Genomic DNA, 16901 nt, shown 5'->3' with positions numbered 1-16901 from the left:
CAAGGGGGAAACATGGCCGCGGTGCCGGTGAGTGCCCGGTGGCTGTCCGGGGTCGGGGCGGTCGCGTTCCTGTTGCCGGCGTGGAGCATCCACCGGGGGTATGGCCCGGGCGGGTTGGTTCTGTACGTCTTCGGCCTGGGCTGCGCGGTGGTGTGCGCCGTGCCGCCGTTCTTCTCCGACGAGAAGCGGCTGCGCGTCGCGTGCACGGCCGGCGGAGTGGTGGTCACCGTGGTGTCCGCGCCGTTCGTGTTCGTGGGCGCCCTGTTCGCGAGGTTCCTCTACTACGGCACCCTGTACCTGGCCTTCCTCGCGCTCCCCGTCACCGCGGTGGCCGGCCTGGCCGCCGGGTTCCAGCGCGCCAAGGGGCGGGACCGCGGCCGTGGGCCGGCCCGCTTCGCCTGGGCGTGCGCGGCGCTGACGCTGACCGGCTGGCTGGCCGTCAGCGCCTGGATCCTGACGCTGCGCTGATCGTCAGGCCCGCGCGACCGCACTGTACGTGAGGTTCTTGAGGTCGTCGGCGAGGCGGCGGGCTGCTTCGGTCTCGATGGAGCCGCGTGATTCGATCTCCTCGCCGCTGCCCGCGTCGCGTGCCGAGGCGAGCCCGACCGAGGCGCGGGATCCTGGCCCGCGGCCGCCTGGGGTTGACGCCACCGCCCGGATCGGCAGGGAGGTCGGCTTGGCCGCGGACGGCGTCAACTACCGCCTCGCCCGGCCGAGTCGCCGGTGGCACGTCCCCAACCGGACGGCGCCGGTGGGGCGGGCGTACGCGTTCGGCGTCCTCGTGGCGGAGGTGTGGCCGCCGGCGCCTGCCCGCCGCACGCGACGGCCGTCAACCGGCCCGGCGCACGGGTCGGGGCCCGGTCGGGCGGGGTTGCGGACAGCGTCGGCGGTGCCTGCAGCACGGGCCGCTCCCGCCGGTCGCGGTCATCGGCAGGACCATCACGACCACCGCGGACGGCTGTTCGTCCACCTCCCCGGCGGCCGGCGTCTCGCTACGGCTCCCGTCCGGCTGATCGAGCCCGCCGCCGGGAACGGCGCGCGCGGCACGGAGAAACCATTCCAGTCGCGAGGCCCTCAGGCCGAGCGCCGCCGCGAGCTGTTGGACGGAGCGGCGCTGTGGTCGGAGCACCCGGCCCCGCTCGATGTCGCTGATCGTTCTCACACTGACCTGGGAACGCCGGGCGAGTTCCTCATGCGTGAATCCCACTTCACGACGAAGCGCCCTCAGTATGCCCCCGAATGCCGAATCCCCTTGTTGTGCCTTCGACATGTCACCCCCCAGAATCTTGGCGCATGGGAGCGCTCCCACACCCATCGGGAGCGTAGCAGCACCTTATGCCCAGGTCAGCCGTGACACGCGGCCGTGGCTCATACCGGAACAACGGGACGTGACGGCCTTTCAGTTCGAGGCCGTTCGAGGCCTTCAGGCCGAGGCGCGGACCGTCAGTTCGGTCGGCAGGATCACCTGACGACGCGGCCGCCCGGGGTCGGCGATCTCCTCGAGCAGCAGCTGGACCATCAATCGCCCCATCGCCTCGGTCGGTTGGCGAACACTGGTGAGGGACGGCTCGGTGCTACGGGCGATGACGGAGTCGTCGAAGCCGACGACGGCCACGTCTTCCGGCACGTGCCGCCCGGCCTCGCGCAGTGCCCGGAACGCGCCCACGGCCATCAGGTCGGAGGCGCAGAACACGGCATCGAGGGTGGGCATTTCGGCCAGGAGCTCGCGCATCGCCGCGTAGCCGCCCGCCTCGGTGAAGTCGCCGTGGGCGACGAGCGCGTCCTCCGGAGCGAGGCCGGCCTCCGTGAGCGCCTCCCGGTACCCCGCCAGGCGTGCCCCGGCCGCCTCCATGGCGAGCGGCCCCGTGATGGTGGCCACTCTGGTGCGGCCGAGTCCGACCAGGTGCCGGACGGCCGCCCGGGCCCCGCCGGCGTTGTCGGCGTGGACGTAGCTCAGCGATTCGCGCTCGGACCGGCGGCCGCCCAGTACGGCCGGCATCCCGAGCTGTTCGAGCAGGTCGGGCAACAGGTCGTCCTGGCGCACCGAGACCAGGAGCACCCCGTCGACCCGACGCGCGGTGAGGTAGCGCGTCAGACGCTCGCGCTCGTCCTCATTACGGACCAAGGTCAGCAGCAACTGAAGGTCTGTTGAGGCGAGTTCGTCGGAGATCCCGGCGATGACGTCCGCGAAGTACGGCTCCGACCTCAACCGCGACAGGCTCTCCGGGACGACCAGGGCGACGACGTCGGTGCGCGAGGTCACCAGGGACCGTGCCGCCTGGTTGGGTACGTAGCCGAGCTCGGCGACGGCGTGCTCGACGGCCTCCCTCGCCCGGGCGCTCACCTTGGGCGAACCGTTGATGACCCGGGACACCGTTCCCCGGCTGACTCCCGCGCGGGCGGCCACGTCCTCCACCGTCGGTCGCGCGGCAGGCCGGGCGCCACCGGGGCCCGGCCTGTCAGTTCGGGGCATGATCACACTCCGGTGTGGCTCACTCTCGGGAGTGGCCATCCTACACGGCGTGAGAGCGCTCCCATCGGCGCTTCCACGGGTGCTCCCGTGGGCCCCCCCACCGGCGCTTCCACGCGCCCGGCCCGTCGCCCGGCCCGTCGCCCGGTCGGGAGGGTGCCCGACCGGCCGACGGGACCGGCGGTCACAGGGGCATGCCCTGCCAGCCGCCGAGGTTGGTGGGCGTCGTGCCCGTGCGGAAGTAGACGCGGCCGTCCGTGCCGATGGCGAACACGTACAGGACGCCGCCGCCGTCGACGATCGCGGTCGGGTAGTCGAGGACGGTGCCGCCGAGGTCCTGCCAGGCGCCGTAGCCGGCGTTCGGCGCGGTCTGGGCGGTGGTGCTCACACCGCCGCCGCCGTTGCGCTCGAACAGGACGACCCGACCGCCGAGGTTGGCCATCGCCGGCTCGCCCACGCCCTTGTGGCCGCCGAGGTCGGTCGGGGACTGGCTCCACGGTCCCCCGGGCCGGGTCTGGTAGCTGACGAGCATCGCGCCGGTTTCGGCCTCGCGGTAGGCGAGTTCGATGCGGCCGTCCTGGTCGAGCGCGGCCCTGGGCGGGCTGGCCGGCCGGGAGTTCGGGATCGGGCCCGGGCCGTTGATGGCGTCGTTCGGAGCGGTCTGCCACCAGTTGACGACCCCGTCGCGGGTGCTGGCGAAGACCTCGATCCTCCCGGCGCCGTTGCGGATCGCGGTGACGGGATCCTGGATGTCGGTGCCGTGCAGGTCGTCCCAGGTGGTCGTCCAGGCGCCGTTCGGGCTGGTCTGCCGGATCGCGCTGAGGCCGCCGCCGCCGTTCTTGACGAAGAGCTCCAGCCGGCCGTCCTGGGAGGCGACCACCGCGGGCACGCCGACCTGGCCCGCGTTGACGAGCCCGGCGTTGGGGTTGCCGAGGTCGGCCCAGCTGTCCCGCCACACGCCGTTGGGCGTGGTCTGCGGGACGGAGACGATGTGGTGGTCGGTGAGGCGGCGGGCGAAGACCTCCAGCCGGCCGTCCGCGTTGGTCCCGACGGCGATGCCCGGCGCCAGCCGCCCGCCCGGGTCGGCGAACCGTGCCGGGCCGCCCCAACTTCCGTCCCCCTGGCGCCAGTACGTGTAGAGGGAGCCCGCCCGGACGACGAAGACCTGCGGCCGGCCGTCCTGGTTCAGCCCGGCCCAGGAGGTGCCGCGCGACCAGCGGTAGTACATCCGGGAGAACCAGGCGGTTTCGTAGTTCCCCGAGTGGTCGTGGCTCGCGTACTCGGAGACGAACACGCCCTTGGTGCCGACCGTCGCCGGGTCGAGGTTCACCGGGCAGTCGCTGATGTTGTAGTCCCGGTAGTTCACCTGGACCAGCGAGCCGCCGTACTGGCTCGCCGCCATGCCCGCGAACTTCGCGGCGGAGATGTGGTCCGAGTGGTCGTCCTTGTAGCGGGTGTCCGGGAGTTCGTCCTGGGCCCGGAGCACGGTCGGCTGGTACGTCACCATGATCTGCCGCAGCACCTCGACGACGTCCGCCGCCGTGTAGGTCGACGGCCCGGACAGCGGGCTGCCCTTCGGGACGACCGTGGTGTCGGTGCCGCCGTTCAGCACGTTGGCGAGCCCGGCGTCGTGAAGGTTGAGGAAGATCAGGTGCACCGACCGGTCCTTGAGCATGTACCGCTCGACCTGTTTGCCCGCGACCGTCCACGCCTCGACCGTCCAGTGCCCGATCTCGTCGGTCGCCAGGTCGTTGTCGCCGACCCCGGTCATCCGGGAGTAGGCGTTGACGGCGCCCATCTGGCGGTTCCAGGTGCGCAGCGGGTCGCCGGCGGGGTCCCAGCAGCCGCCCGCGCACGGGTCACCGGTGATGTTCCCGGCGGTGACGAACACCGTGACGGACGGGGTGCCGTCGGCGAGGGCGTTGGACAGGTCCGGGTTCATGAACAGGATGTCGTCGTCCTCGTGGGCGACGACCTGCATGAACAGCGGCCCGGAGCCGGCGGCCATACGTGCGGCCGTACCCGTACCCGTACCCGTGGCCGCGGAGGCTCGGGTCGCGGTCCCCTTGGCCAGGACGGGTGCGGCGAGGGCGGTCAGCGCGAGGGAGGTGAGGAGTTGCCGTCGTCCGATTGCCATGTGATGTCCCCTCATTCGAGATTTCGAGGTTCGACAGGTGATCACGCCAGGAGGAGATTGGCGGATTGTCGGGCGGAAAGTGCCCGAGACGGTATATCGCAAATTCCGTCAGGCGCGACAGTCAGCTGACGCACGATCAGGCCACTCTGTCTGCTTCCCGCCGATCTCGCCTGTACAGCGCGGTTTCTGCTGGAACTTCCCCATGGCTTCCGCCTGATGTTCCTCCTGGCGGAAGCCGGGCCGGCGGTGATTACATGGTGGATGGCGAGCGGTCTCCGAGATTTCTCGGCGCATTCTCGGACCTCCTCCTCCGGGAAGCGGATCGCCGCCATTTCCTGGTCACCCGAACCATGCGGGAAAACGGTCTTCCGTACCCGGCGAAAGGACTCCTGTGCACGTCGCCCACCGCCCACCGCGGGGCCGCCTGTCCGCCATGACGGCAGCCGCCGTCGTCCTCGGCGCGTTCGCCGCCCTGCCGCCCGCGGCCCCGGCGAACGCGGCCGCCGGCTGCGGGCCGGTCCCCGCCGCGCTCCCGCCGGTCCCCGCCGCGCTCGCGTCGGGCCCGGGCGTGCCTCGCCCCGAGTCCGCGGCCTGGACGGGGAGTTGGGGTACCGCCATGAGCCTGGCCGGACCGTCGGCAGCCTCGGGCGTGACGGGGCGGCAGACCCTGCGCATGGTCGTCCACACCAGCATCGGCGGCAGCTCCGCCCGGATCCGCCTGGTGAACACCTTCAGCCCGGACCCGGTGACCATCGGGCACGTCACCGTCGCGGCCCAGGACCGGACTTCGGCCCGGAACGGGAACCCGGCCACGGCGGCGGCCACGCCGGTCACCCTGACCTTCGGCGGTTCGGGCCGGACCGTCATCCCACCCGGCGGCGAGGTCTACAGCGACCCCGTCGCCTTCCCGGTCACCGCGGACGAGAACCTGCTGGTCAGCCTCTGGCTGCCCGACAAGGTCACCACCGCGCCCTACCACCCGTACACGCTCACCACCTCCTACACCTCCGCCCCCGGCGACGGTGCCGACCGCACCCAGGACACGGGCGGCGCCAACCTCTCCACCCCGTACGCCTACTGGGCCTTCCTGGCCGGCCTGGACGTCACGGCCGCCGGCAGCGACGGGACGGTGGTCGCCCTCGGCGACTCGCAGGTGGACGGCGGGCACACCGACCAGGACTCCAACACCCGCTGGACCGACGACTACGGGCGCGCCCTCAGCGCCCGACCGACGCCCGAGGGCGTCGTCAACAAGGGCATCTCCGGCAACCGGATCCTCACCGACGGGACGGGAGGACGCGTCGGCTTCGGTCAGAGCGCGCTCAACCGCTTCGACCGGGACGTCCTCTCCCAGACCGGAGTGCGGAGCGTCGTGCTCTACGAGGGCATCAACGACATCACGATGGACGACGCCTCCGACTCCGCGCTCGAGTCGGGGATCCAGCAGCTGGCCTCACGCGCGCACGCGGCCGGGCTGCGCTTCACCGTCGCCACCATCCCCGCCTTCCAGGGCCACGCCGACTACACCGCCGCCCGGGACCGGGTGCGCCGGTGCGTCAACGACTGGATCCGCACGACGACGGCCATCGACGGCTTCCACGACTTCGACCGGGCGACCCGCGACCCGCTCAACCCGAGCGCCGCGTTCGCCGGTTACGTCTCCTCCGACCACCTGCACTTCACCACCAACGGGAACGCGGCCCTCGCCGAGGTCCTCGCCCCGCGGCCCGCCCCGGCCAGCCCCTCCCACACCTTCTCCCAGACGACGGCCGGAGCCTTCCACGGCAAGGGCACCGGCGACCTCGTCGCCCGCGACGACTCGGACGGGCACCTGTACGAGTGGGCGGGGCGGGGAGACGGGTCCTTCGCGGCCAGGACCGACCTGACGGCCGGCTGGGGCGCGTTCTCCCAGACCACCGCCGGTGATTTCCGGGGGACGGGTCGTGCGGATCTGATGGCGAGGGAGGACGCGACGGGCAACCTGTACATGTGGCGGGGTAACGGGGACGGTACCTTCGCGGGCCGGGTGCTGGTCACTGGCGGGTGGGGTCCGTTCTCGCAGACGGTCGCCGGTGATTTCCGGGGGACGGGTCACGCGGATCTGATGGCGAGGGAGGACGCGACGGGCAACCTGTACATGTGGCCGGGTAACGGGGACGGTACTTTCGCCGGCCGGGTGCTCGTCACCGACGGGTGGGGTCCGTTCTCGCAGACGGTCGCCGGTGACTTCCGGGGGACGGGGCACGCGGACCTGATGGCGAGGGAGGACGCGACAGGCAACCTGTACATGTGGCCCGGTAACGGGGACGGCACCTTCGCCGACCGGGTGCTCGTCACCGACGGGTGGGGTCCGTTCTCCCAGACGGTCGCCGGTGACTTCCGGGGCACCGGCCGCGCCGACCTCATCGCCCGCAACGACACCTACGGCGTCCTCGACGAATGGACGAACACGGGCGGAGCCTCCTTCTCCCACGCCCTCCGGCTCACCGACGGCTGGTGACCGGCCGGTCGGCCCCGTCCAACTCCTCCGACTCGTCCTGCCCGGCCAATGCGCTTGCACGGGACCACCGTTCGCAGCGGCGGCCAACCGGGCGGGGCGGCTCGCCGACGGCGAGGAGGGCGGCCACCACCGCACCGACCCCGGCGCGGCGGTGGCCGCCCTACGCCCGACGTGGAACGGGTCGCCTCCCAGAGGAAGGCCCTGGCGGACCTCCAGAGCAAGGCGGGACGCGTCCTGTCCGGAGAGAACGCCGACCGCCTGGCCTCCGCCGTACAGCACCTGGTCGCCGTGCTGACCGCCGCCGGCATCGACTGGCGGCCGCCCGAGCCCCCGACGGGCGAGAGCAAGAACCTGGCCACGGCGGCCCTCAAGCCGAACGAGATCGGCGCGGTCCTCGCGCTGTTCGCCGGTGCCCGGGCCGAACCGAGTTGGTGATCAGCGACTGGTGCCGTACAGTCGGGAGCACGACGCGGGGTGGAGCAGCTCGGTAGCTCGCTGGGCTCATAACCCAGAGGTCGCAGGTTCAAATCCTGTCCCCGCTACCACGAACGCCGAAGGGGCGGACACAGTCACGTGTCCGCCCCTTCGGCGTTCCTCGACCTCTGCTGAAGGCGCCGGTTCTTCGGTGCGCCAGCACGCCGGTCGACCTGTTGATCGGGGCATTCCAGCCGGTCCCGGACGCGGCGCCGGAGATTGCCGATGGCGAGCCGCCGAGCCGCTCGGCCAGGTCGGTCGGCGAGTGATTGCCCCGGCCGAGCTCGTCGTTCCGGTAGGTGTCGCGGGCGATCGTTCCCAGGTCGACAATGGCCCACGTCGCCAGTACCCGGTAGCCCTCCCGCACCCGGAAGTGGGCTTCGATCGCCCGGATTCCCGAGGGTGCGGCCGGCGGCGAACGGGGTTCCGGCGGCGTCGGGAGGCGCCGTGAGCGGGCGGTTGCGCTGGACGCTGCCGCCGCGACCAGGGAGGAAGCGGCGGCCGACTCCCGTGCTCGGGCTGCGCGACATCGGCCGGTTCGTCGTGGCGGGTTGCGGGTACCGGTTGACCTGCTGCGGCGGGAAGAGTGCCCTCCCGCCGAGGGGCGGTGGCGGGGTGTGCCCCGGGCGGGCCGGGGCACACCTGCGGGAGTCCGGTGTCAGCAGGCCACCACGGTGGAGACGGTGGCGGTCGAGGCGGGCCAGCCGGGCTGGTTCACCGAGAAGGTGCTGCTGACGGTGGCGCCGCACGGGGCGTTGGAGAAGACGCTGCCGACCTGGTTCGAGCCGGCCTGGACGAGGACGGTCGGGTTGACGGGGGCGAGGGGGGCGCCGCCGACGACCGTGCCGGAGACGGCGAAGCCGACGGACTGGGGCTGCCAGGACGGGTCACCGGCCGTGGCCACCCCGTAGAAGCGGACCTGGTTGCCGGTCACCTCGACGCAGGCCCGGGTCAGCAGCGGACCGGGCGCGCCAGGGGTGCCGCAGGTCACGACCGCGCCGACCGGCCCGGCCGGCGCGGCGGCGGCCCCCTGGACGGTGGCCAGGGTGGTCAGGGTCGCGGCGGCGGCAACGACGGCGATGACGGTGGTCTTCATGGGTGTCTCTCCTCGGGGGCAGGGATAGGAGGATGTGCGGAATGTGAAATGTCACATTCCGCTGGTGCCAGCATGGCAGTCCCCCGCACCCCGGGGTGCGGCATCCGGGAAGAAGGCGACCTTCCGCGGGTATCGGCCACCGAATGACCGGAATGGCCTGTCGGTGATCGCGCAAACCCCTGGCCCGAGCCTCCCGGGCCGCCGAACCCCCTGCCGGGAAAGCGGGGTTCGGCGCTGACGGGTGCGGGGCACGTAGTCCTCTCGCACCCGCACTGCGCCGCGGCCGGAGCGGGCGCCGGCGACGGCGGTAGCCGACGTCGCGGCGGTCGCCGCCAGTGTTCAACTCCTTTGCCTGGAAAGGGACTTGCCGACCGAGCCAGGCATCGCCTTGCGAGGTCGCCGCGTACAAGTCCGCCGGCCGCTCGGTGCTCGGCCGGCTCGCGGCCGGCGCCGACCCCACCCCGTACGACGGCTGACTGCGCGGGTGTATGGCCGCGGTGGGCGTTGCCTGCGGTAACGGCGGGGGAGTGGTGGTGGTGTGAGAGTCCCGCTGGATCAGCGCCGTCCCGACGGCCTGCCCGTCGTCCGGGAGCCGCCTGTCCGGACCGATGCCTGGGCATCGCGCTGCGCCCGGTCCGGGCGAGGGTGGCATGAGGGACCAGGGATCGGACGGTGCCGGCCGTGTTCCCCCGGGATTTGTGAAGGCCGGGGCGCCGTCGAGGGCGGCGTGGCAGGATCGGCGGCACAGTCACGTTGAGGGAGGGTTTTGTGGCTCTGGGTCACGATGAGTGGGTGCTGCTGGAGGCCGTCGCTGCCGAGAGTTCGGGCTGGCTGGCCGGGGAGCTGCCCCTACAGCGCCGGATCGCGGAGCACGGGACCGTGCGCCGGCTCGTCGGAGCGAAGGTGTGCGAGTTCGCGAGTCCCGAACTGCTCGACGGTCTCGCCGTCGGCGAAGCCCGCCCGGCGTGGGCGGTTCGCGTAACCGGCCTGGGGCAGGACCTGTTGCGCTACCGGGCCCTGCGGGACCGTCCAGCCGAGCAGCCCGTCGTACCGGTGGACGACTGCGTGCCGGACACCACGATCAGCGTGCGTGCCTTCGACATGCCCCTTCTCCACGCCGTCCGCGAGGACGCGAAGGCCGGCCTCCTCCCCGGGGTCGACGCCGACCTGCTGGGCGCGGCGATCGCCAGGGCGCGGACCGTAGAGGGCTCCAGCCGGCGCAGCGTGGACGTCACCGAGGCCGAGCTCGCCGTGATCCTGAAGGTGTTCTATCTGGAGTCCCTGCGGGGTGGCGGTGCTGCCGGCTACCGGCACGTCCTGCGCTCGTCGCCTCTGGCGAATGCCTTGAGGCCCGATCCGTACCGCCCGGAGGCGACCGTTGTGCGGCCTCGCGACCGTTGTGCGGCCTCGCGCCGCTGATTCCGCCGCGCTGGCCCGTTAGGGCCGGGCGGGCTTCTCCGTGATGCCGATGCCGGTGGCGACCCGGGCGAGGACGTCTTCGGCCTGGTGGTCGCCGACGTGGGCCGGGACGGTGGCCGCCGCGGTCCGGGCGGGTGCGCCCAGGTCCTCTCCCAGGCCCTTCGCGGTACCCGCGGATGCCCGCAGGTCCGCTGGTCGGAGCACAACCTTTGCCGGTGACATTGTCGGCCACGTGGGCTCCCCTCCCCGAAGGCGATGCTCGGCCCGCCCCGCAGAACGCCAGGTGGGCAGTGTGCGCTCCGCGTCCGTACGGATACTCGGATGCTACGGGCCCTCTCACTGGGCCACCCCCACGTCGGCAAAACGGACCGGGCCACGAAGGCGTGAGTGGCGTCGGCCGGTGGATCGGCGGGCACGGGTGGAATTCAAACAGAATGCCGGACCCTGTTGACCGTGGGGCTGATGTTATTCGAGGCTTTTATTCGCCGATTCTAAACATTCGCACCGGTGTTTAAATTGCCGCTTCCTGTTTCTATTCTCCGGATATGGCGAACGGAGTTTTCCACACCGCGTACGGCATCGAGATCAACCTGACCATGCCCGACCTCGGCCATCCGGGCCGGCCCGGCCTGCTGGAGGAGGTCACCACCCCGATCGACCGGCGCGAGCGCGAGCTCCTGGAGTGCCTGGAGCACCACCGTGACGGCGCCTGCCAGGCCGAGGAGGACGGCCGGTCCCCGTGGATGACGATCCGCCGCCGGACGGTCGGCGGCCGCACCGTCTGGGTGGCCGCCCACCTGCCGGTGCGCCACACCCCCACCCCGGAGGAGAGCGCGAAGCACCAGGCGATGAAGGAGCGGATCGCCCGGGCCGCCGAACGCCACGGCCACCGGGCCGAGATCGAAGCCCGCGCGACCGACGGCCGGATCCGCACCGACGTCCTCGTCACCGGCGACGACGGCCGGCGGATCGGATGGGAGGCCCAGTACTCGCCGATCACCGCCGACACCGTCCGCCGCCGCTCCCGCGCGGCCGCCGAGCACGGGATCGTCCCGCTGTGGGTGACCGACACCGACCGCTCCGCCGTCGTCGAGCGGGCACCCTGGGCCCGGGTCGACGACTTCAGCTGGAAGGAGATCGCCTCCCCGCTCGCCATGGTGGTGCGCGCCGGGGTGCGGCACCTGCAGCAGTGGAAGTGCCTGCCGAGCAGCGTGCGGCCCTGCCCGGTCAACGGCAGCTCCTGCGGGCGCTTCCACGCCGAGTGGTTCCTGCCCGCGCTGTGCCTGCCCGCGAAGGCGCCCACCGAGGTCGACCAGCTCGTCGTCGCCAGCGCGGACGGCGAGTTCGTTCCGATGCGCATCCCCGACCAGCGGGACCCGCGCTCCGTCTCCCGGATGTGGGTGCCCGCGGTCGATCGGGACCGCTGGCACGACATGTTCGGCCCCGACGAGGACGAGGACTCCCCGGCCGAACCCGGGGCCGGGGACGCCGGCATCACCTACACCCGCCAGGAACTCGACGCGACCTGCCGCTACGGCGAGGAGACCTTCACCTTCAACGACCCCCGGCCCCGGCGCGGGAACTCCGCGGGCACCGGCCTGCACACCTTCGACGAGGTCCCCGAACGGCTGTTCACGGTGCCCCGGCAGGACCGCCGGCTCGACGCCACCGAGACCCAGCGCCGCGAAGCCGCCCTCGCCCACGGCTGCGAGCCCTGGCAGATCGGCCCGTGCGCCGGCTGCGGGACACCGATCCGCCGCTACGGCGACACCGGCGTCCACGCCTGCGAGGCCTGCCGGGCGAGGACCGCCCGACGGTGAGCACCAGGACCAGCGCGGTCGGCTTCCACAGGACCGCCCGGGGACTCCGGGGCACGCGGTGGGCGGGGCGAGGCAGTCCCTCCGCCACCCGCCGCCCGGTACCACCTACCGTGCGGCCGGCCCCCTCGTACGGGCCGTAGTCGCCGCCGGTGCGGGCGACGCTCTTCCGGGCCCCGCGCCCGCCGAGCAGCGCGGCCCGGATGGCGAAGTCCGGCGGCAGCAGGCGCGGCGCCCGGCGTCCGTACAGCGCGGTCAGTAGTCCTGCCCCGTCAGGCCCCGGCGGTGTGCCACCTGGCGCTGCCGCCCCGTTCAGGGGGTGTCGGCGGCGCAGCTCGCGCAGCAGTCGGTGTCCGGCGAGGGTGCGGGCCGGGGCACAGAGCAGTCGAGTGGGAGTACGTGGTCGGTGACGGAGCGGTGCGGTATCCGTGAAGTTCGACCTCCCGATTCCCAGTAGCCATCGGACGATAGGGTTCCGTCCATGGAGTTCCAGGTCCTCGGCCCCGTGTCGGTCAGCGGGAGCGACGGGCCGTTGCCGCTCGGGCCCGCCAAGCGGCGTAGCCTGCTCGCGATGCTGTTGCTGCGGGCCAATGTCGCGGTCTCGGTCGACACGCTCACCGAGGCGCTGTGGGACGACGAACCTCCCCTGCACGCGCGCACCGTGATCCAAGGCCATGTCTCGCGCCTGCGGGCACTGTTGGCGGGTGTCGACGCATCGGCGTACGGCGTCGAGCTGAGCACGCGCGGCTCCGCGTACCACCTGGAACTGCCGGAGACGCTGCTCGACGCCCACCGCTTCGACGGCCTGGTGGCGCTCGCCCGCCGTGCCACCGACCCCGGTGACCGGGCCGCGCTGCTCACCGAGGCGCTCGCCCTGTGGCAGGGCCCCGCGCTGGCCGGCGCCTACCCGTCGCCGCTGCTGCGCTCCGCAGCGCACACCTTGGACGAGGCGCGGCTCGCCGCGGTCGAGCTGCTCGCCGACACGTACGTCGCGGGCGGCGAACACGAGCGCGCTGTCCAGCTGTTGCGGCCGGAGACCGGGGCCCATCCGCTGCGCGAGCCGCTGGCCGCCCGACTGGTCGAGGCGCTGCACCACGCGGGGCGTTCCTCGGAGGCCCTGGACGCCTACCACCACGCCCGCCAGGTCCTGGCCGACCAGCTCGGCGCCCGTCCGGGCGCCGAGCTGACCGCCGCCTTCACCGTCGCTCTCGGCCCCGAAAGCGCCCCCGCGGTCCGGGCAGATGCGCCCCAACCCGTCCTGGAGTCAGTGCAGTTCCGGCCCAACCTGCTGCCCCGTACCCCGCGCGGATTCCACGGCCGCACCGTCGAGAGCGCCGCGCTGACCGCGGCCGCGGCCGGACCTGACGGGCCGGTCGTCGTGGTCACCGGGCCCGCCGGGGTCGGCAAGACCGCGCTGGCCGTGCGCTGGGCGGCCGACCGGCACTCCGACTTCCCCGACGGGACGCTCTACGCCGATCTGCGCGGGTTCAGCGACACCTCGGACCCCGAACCGGCCGAGCTGCTGCGGGAGTTCCTCGTCGCTCTCGGCGTTCCACCGCGCCGGATGCCCGAGTCGGCGGACGCCGCCGGTGCCCTGTTCCGCTCGCTCACCGCCGAACTGCGCCTGCTCGTCGTCCTCGACAACGCCCGTACCTCCGCCCAGGTGCGTCCGCTGCTGCCCACGGGACCCGGCTGCGTCACCGTCGTCACCAGCCGTGCCCGCCTCGCCGGTCTCGTCGCCTCCGACGCCGCCCGCGTCCTCGCCCTCGACGTCCTCGCCACCGACGACAGCGTGGCCCTGCTCACCCGTCTCCTCGGCGAGCACCGCACCGCCGCCGATCCCCAAGCGGCCCGGCGTACAGCCGAGTTGTGCGGCGGGCTGCCGCTCGCGCTGCGGGTCGCCGCCGCTCGGCTCGTGGAACTCCCCACCCTCGGCCTCGCCTCCTTCGCCGACCGGCTCGCCGACGAGCGCCAGCGGCTCGAGCTGCTCGCCGCCGAGGACATCGGCGTCGCCTCCGCGCTGCGGCTCACCACCGCCCACCTCCCCGCCGACGCGGCGCAGCAGTTCACCGCGCTCGGCCATCACCCGGGCACGCACGTCGACCGGTTCAGCGCCGCCGCGCTCGCCGGCACGACCCCGCCGGACGCGGCCCGCGCCCTCGACCGCCTGGTCGCCGCGCACCTGCTCACCGAGACCGCCCCCGGCCGCTACGTCCTGCACGACCTGGTCCGGCTCTACGCGCGTGGCCAGAGCCGCGACCCGGCCGCCCGTGCCGCGGCCCGGCTGCGCCTGTACGACCACTGCGTGGCGACCGCGCTGTCCGCGTCCGAGGCCGCGGAACCTGGCGGGGAGCCCGCCTTCGTGCAGCCCGATGACTTTCAACAGCCGCCCGCAGTACGGGACTTCACCAGCCGGGAGGAGGCGCTCGGCTGGTTCGCCGCCGAACGCGACGACCTCGCCCTGATCGCCGCCGCGGCCCGCGCCGAGGACCGGCCCGAGCGGGCCTGGCGGATCGCGGTGACCCAGTGGCCGCTCGTCGTCTGGCGGGTCCTCGCCGACTGGGCGCCCACCCTGGAGGCCGCCCTCGCCGACGCCCGCGCCTGCGCCGACCCCTATGCGGAGGCCCGCGTCCTGACCCTGCTCGGCTGGGTGCTCGCCGAGGAGGGCCGCACCGCCGAGGCCGTCCGGCACCTGCGCGTCGCACCCGAACTCGCGGCCTGCGCAGGCGACGTACTCGGCGAGGCCACCGCCCTGGTCAACCTCGCCGCGGCCCTCCCCGACGACGAACCCGGTGCCGAAACGGCCTGCACCCGAGCCCTCGCGCTCGCCACCGAGGTCGACGACGCGCACACCCGGATGCTCGCGCTCCAGCACCTGGCCCGCATCCACCTCGGCGCGGGCCGCCACCGGCAGGCGTACGAGGCGGCCGAGGCGGCGCTCGGCCTCGGCCCGGAGCACGAGGCGGTCGCCCGGCGGGTGCTCCTGCGCACCTGGCAGGGCGAGGCGCTGGCCGGGCTCGGCGACACCGTGGCCGGGCGGCGCTGCCTAACGCAGGCCGCGCTCGAGGCCGAGCGGACCGGCTACGACGCGGGCGCCGTCACCGCGCTCGATGCCCTGCTGCACATCGCCGACCAGGACGCACTGCCCGAACTGCGGCGCCGGCACGCGGCGGCACACGCCAGGATCCGGGCGCGTTAGCCAGGCGTTAGGACCGCCGCCGCGCTCGTTAGTGATCTGCCAGCGCGCCGCAACACCCTCGTTCCTGCAAGGGGAAGCGACCTCGTACAGGATCGCGACCCACGAACGAGAACCGGGGGAACCAGCCATGCGCACCACCACCCGTCCCACCCTGCTCGCCGTCGGCGCCGTCGCCGCGCTCGCCCTGTCCCTGACCGCCTGCAACGACGTCAGCGGCACGCAGGACAGCGGCGCCGCCGGCACCAGCGCGTCAGCAGCCGCCCCGTCGGGTTCTACCTCGGCGTCGGCGCCGGCTGCGGCCTCGGCTGCGGCCTCGGCATCGGCTGCGGCCTCGGCGCCGTCCGGGGGCAAGACGAGCACGAGCGGTGGAGGCAAGACGTCCTCCGGCACCGGCGGGGGCGGCGTCACCGCGGCCTGCACGACCAAGAACACCTCGGTGGCGTTCCTCCAGTCCTCGGGCCACGCCAGTGACGCGCAGCCCGCCGCCGCGACCCTCAAGATCACCAACAGCTCGGGCGCCCCCTGCACCATCGTCGGCCCGACGACCGTGGTCGCCGCCGACGACCAGGGCAAGGCGAGCCCGGTCTCGGGGGACAACTCCACGGCCGGCTCGGCAGCGGTCGACATCCCGGCGGGCGCCGCGGTGGTGGCGGACGTGCTGTACAACGACGTGAACGGCGAGGGCACCGCGTCGGCCCGTTACACGTGCGCGGTGCAGGCGTCCCACGTCAAGGTCGCGCTGCCCAAGGACGCGGGCACCACGGTGAACGTGATGAAGGCGAACGGCTCGCCGGGCGGCGTCTTCAGCGTCTGCGGCACCGACTTCAAGGTCGGGGCCTTCGCGGCACGGTAGCGCCTGGCGCGGCCCCGTCCGTTCGCACGATCCTCGGCATGACGGCGTGGATCAGGCGCCGATGTAGGCAGGGGCAGGTGCAGGTGCCAGGCCGGGGCCGGCCTGATCGTCGGGTGGCGGGGGAGAACCGGCGGGCCGTGCCGGCGTGATCGGCCGGCGACGTACGACAGGGACAGGGCGGGCGGGATGAGCGAGCACGGCCGACGACGGCCGCACCGCACGGTGGACCGGGTCGTGTGGATCCTGGAGGCCGCCGCGCGGGCGCCGGGCGGGGTGACCGTGGCCGAGTTGGCGCGGGCGGCCGGGGCACCGGCGAGTTCGGTGCAGGACCTGGTCAACGGGCTTGTCGCGACGGGGTTCCTGCTGGAGCAGCGCCGGCGCTTCCGGCTCGGGCCCGCCCCGCACGTCCTCAACCTCATCGCCGGCCGGGTCGTCCCGCGGATCGGCCAGGCCGAGCTCAACGAACTGAGCCGCGTCGCGGGTACCCCGGTGCTGCTCACGGTGCGGGTCGGGCTCGACGCCGTGCACCTGGCGCGCGGCGGCGAGGACGAGATCCCCCGCCTCCTGCCGCTGGCCGACGAGCACATGGCCCGGCCGCTCCTGCGCACCGCCGCGGGCCGTCTGCTGCTGGCTCTCACCGACGAGGCGGAGCGCCGCGGGCTGCTCGACGAGCTCGCCCGCCACGACCCCGAGGCGGTCGCCGAGTTCCGCCGCGCTCTTCCGGGGATCCGGGCGTCGCGGATCAGCCGCAGCGAGGGTCTGGCCGATCCCGAGGTCAGCGCGCTCGCGATCCCCGTCACCGACGGCCCCGTCGTCACGGGCGCCCTCGTCCTGACGCACCGGCGCCGTGGCCGCTCGGAGCGGCTGAGTCTGGACCGGGCGGCGGCCCGGCTCCTCGCGCACATCCAGGAGGGGCGGACGTGACGTCCGCACCGG

14 protein-coding genes and 1 tRNA gene are annotated in these 16901 nt (G+C 73.4%); 9 read left to right on the top strand and 6 right to left on the bottom strand.

The annotated features are described in order from the left end of the window. Nucleotides 1-12 precede the first annotated feature (12 nt). Nucleotides 13-468, top strand: coding sequence for a hypothetical protein (locus tag ACFVXH_RS27010; protein WP_049651369.1), 456 nt, complete (start codon nt 13-15; stop codon nt 466-468). Nucleotides 469-471: 3 nt separating this feature from the next. Here ACFVXH_RS27010 and ACFVXH_RS27005 read toward each other — a convergent pair whose 3' ends face one another. The 4 genes from ACFVXH_RS27005 to ACFVXH_RS26990 all read right to left on the bottom strand — a co-directional run bounded on the left by ACFVXH_RS27005 (nt 472) and on the right by ACFVXH_RS26990 (nt 4607). Beyond that, the gene (locus tag ACFVXH_RS27005) at nt 472-651 is read right to left on the bottom strand and encodes a hypothetical protein (RefSeq protein ID WP_387827952.1); all 180 of its coding nucleotides are present in this window, start codon (nt 649-651) and stop codon (nt 472-474) included. A gap of 178 nt (nt 652-829) precedes the next feature. Continuing rightward, nucleotides 830-1270 carry a helix-turn-helix domain-containing protein gene (locus ACFVXH_RS27000; RefSeq protein ID WP_387827949.1) on the bottom strand — a complete coding sequence of 147 codons (441 nt, stop codon included), beginning with the start codon at nt 1268-1270 and terminating at the stop codon, nt 830-832. Between the two features lie 153 nt (nt 1271-1423). Beyond that, nucleotides 1424-2473, bottom strand: coding sequence for a LacI family DNA-binding transcriptional regulator (locus tag ACFVXH_RS26995; protein WP_387827946.1), 1050 nt, complete (start codon nt 2471-2473; stop codon nt 1424-1426). Between the two features lie 181 nt (nt 2474-2654). Further along, nucleotides 2655-4607, bottom strand: a complete 1953-nt coding sequence (locus tag ACFVXH_RS26990) for a PIG-L family deacetylase (protein ID WP_387827943.1) — start codon at nt 4605-4607, stop codon at nt 2655-2657. Between the two features lie 433 nt (nt 4608-5040). On the opposite strand from ACFVXH_RS26990, the gene ACFVXH_RS26985 reads away from it, so the two are divergent. The 3 genes from ACFVXH_RS26985 (at nt 5041) to ACFVXH_RS26975 (ending at nt 7652) form a co-directional block, all read left to right on the top strand. Then, a complete protein-coding gene (locus tag ACFVXH_RS26985) occupies nt 5041-7107 on the top strand; it encodes an FG-GAP-like repeat-containing protein (RefSeq protein WP_387827940.1) in 2067 nt (688 codons plus the stop codon). Between the two features lie 171 nt (nt 7108-7278). Continuing rightward, complete coding sequence (locus ACFVXH_RS26980) at nt 7279-7542, top strand: hypothetical protein (protein WP_074002931.1); 264 nt, start codon at nt 7279-7281, stop codon at nt 7540-7542. A 33-nt stretch (nt 7543-7575) separates the two neighbouring features. After that, nucleotides 7576-7652, top strand: a tRNA-Met gene (locus ACFVXH_RS26975). A gap of 587 nt (nt 7653-8239) precedes the next feature. Here the strand turns inward: ACFVXH_RS26975 and ACFVXH_RS26970 are convergent. Next, nucleotides 8240-8677 (bottom strand): hypothetical protein, encoded by a 438-nt coding sequence (locus ACFVXH_RS26970; protein WP_387827937.1) that lies wholly within the window; start codon nt 8675-8677, stop codon nt 8240-8242. A 792-nt stretch (nt 8678-9469) separates the two neighbouring features. Between ACFVXH_RS26970 and ACFVXH_RS26965 the strand changes: the two genes are divergently transcribed. Continuing rightward, nucleotides 9470-10096, top strand: a complete 627-nt coding sequence (locus tag ACFVXH_RS26965) for a hypothetical protein (protein ID WP_387827934.1) — start codon at nt 9470-9472, stop codon at nt 10094-10096. An 18-nt stretch (nt 10097-10114) separates the two neighbouring features. Here ACFVXH_RS26965 and ACFVXH_RS26960 read toward each other — a convergent pair whose 3' ends face one another. Then, nucleotides 10115-10300 (bottom strand): hypothetical protein, encoded by a 186-nt coding sequence (locus tag ACFVXH_RS26960; protein ID WP_387827932.1) that lies wholly within the window; start codon nt 10298-10300, stop codon nt 10115-10117. 341 nt (nt 10301-10641) lie between these two features. Here ACFVXH_RS26960 and ACFVXH_RS26955 point away from each other — a divergent pair, with 341 nt between their 5' ends. The 4 genes from ACFVXH_RS26955 (at nt 10642) to ACFVXH_RS26940 (ending at nt 16889) form a co-directional block, all read left to right on the top strand. Further along, nucleotides 10642-11916, top strand: a complete 1275-nt coding sequence (locus tag ACFVXH_RS26955) for a hypothetical protein (protein WP_387827929.1) — start codon at nt 10642-10644, stop codon at nt 11914-11916. A 478-nt stretch (nt 11917-12394) separates the two neighbouring features. Then, the gene (locus ACFVXH_RS26950) at nt 12395-15112 is read left to right on the top strand and encodes a BTAD domain-containing putative transcriptional regulator (RefSeq protein WP_387827926.1); all 2718 of its coding nucleotides are present in this window, start codon (nt 12395-12397) and stop codon (nt 15110-15112) included. Between the two features lie 127 nt (nt 15113-15239). Further along, entirely contained in the window at nt 15240-15965 is a 726-nt protein-coding gene (locus ACFVXH_RS26945; RefSeq protein ID WP_380740864.1) for a DUF4232 domain-containing protein, read from the top strand. Between the two features lie 186 nt (nt 15966-16151). Next, entirely contained in the window at nt 16152-16889 is a 738-nt protein-coding gene (locus ACFVXH_RS26940; RefSeq protein ID WP_117486169.1) for a helix-turn-helix domain-containing protein, read from the top strand. Nucleotides 16890-16901: the final 12 nt, after the last annotated feature.

It is taken from the genome of Kitasatospora sp. NPDC058184, assembly GCF_042883725.1.
Classification (GTDB): domain Bacteria; phylum Actinomycetota; class Actinomycetes; order Streptomycetales; family Streptomycetaceae; genus Kitasatospora.
Note: the sequence above shows the minus strand (reverse complement) of the source record. Positions and strands in the feature narration are given on the sequence as shown.

Coding starts and splice junctions, on each gene's coding strand:
- ACFVXH_RS26970 (WP_387827937.1), bottom strand. CDS start 8,677: ATGAAGACCACCGTCATCGCCGTCGTTGCCGCCGCCGCGACCCTGACC.
- ACFVXH_RS26940 (WP_117486169.1), top strand. CDS start 16,152: ATGAGCGAGCACGGCCGACGACGGCCGCACCGCACGGTGGACCGGGTC.
- ACFVXH_RS26950 (WP_387827926.1), top strand. CDS start 12,395: ATGGAGTTCCAGGTCCTCGGCCCCGTGTCGGTCAGCGGGAGCGACGGG.
- ACFVXH_RS27000 (WP_387827949.1), bottom strand. CDS start 1,270: ATGTCGAAGGCACAACAAGGGGATTCGGCATTCGGGGGCATACTGAGG.
- ACFVXH_RS26985 (WP_387827940.1), top strand. CDS start 5,041: ATGACGGCAGCCGCCGTCGTCCTCGGCGCGTTCGCCGCCCTGCCGCCC.
- ACFVXH_RS26955 (WP_387827929.1), top strand. CDS start 10,642: ATGGCGAACGGAGTTTTCCACACCGCGTACGGCATCGAGATCAACCTG.
- ACFVXH_RS26995 (WP_387827946.1), bottom strand. CDS start 2,473: ATGCCCCGAACTGACAGGCCGGGCCCCGGTGGCGCCCGGCCTGCCGCG.
- ACFVXH_RS26990 (WP_387827943.1), bottom strand. CDS start 4,607: ATGGCAATCGGACGACGGCAACTCCTCACCTCCCTCGCGCTGACCGCC.
- ACFVXH_RS26945 (WP_380740864.1), top strand. CDS start 15,240: ATGCGCACCACCACCCGTCCCACCCTGCTCGCCGTCGGCGCCGTCGCC.
- ACFVXH_RS27010 (WP_049651369.1), top strand. CDS start 13: ATGGCCGCGGTGCCGGTGAGTGCCCGGTGGCTGTCCGGGGTCGGGGCG.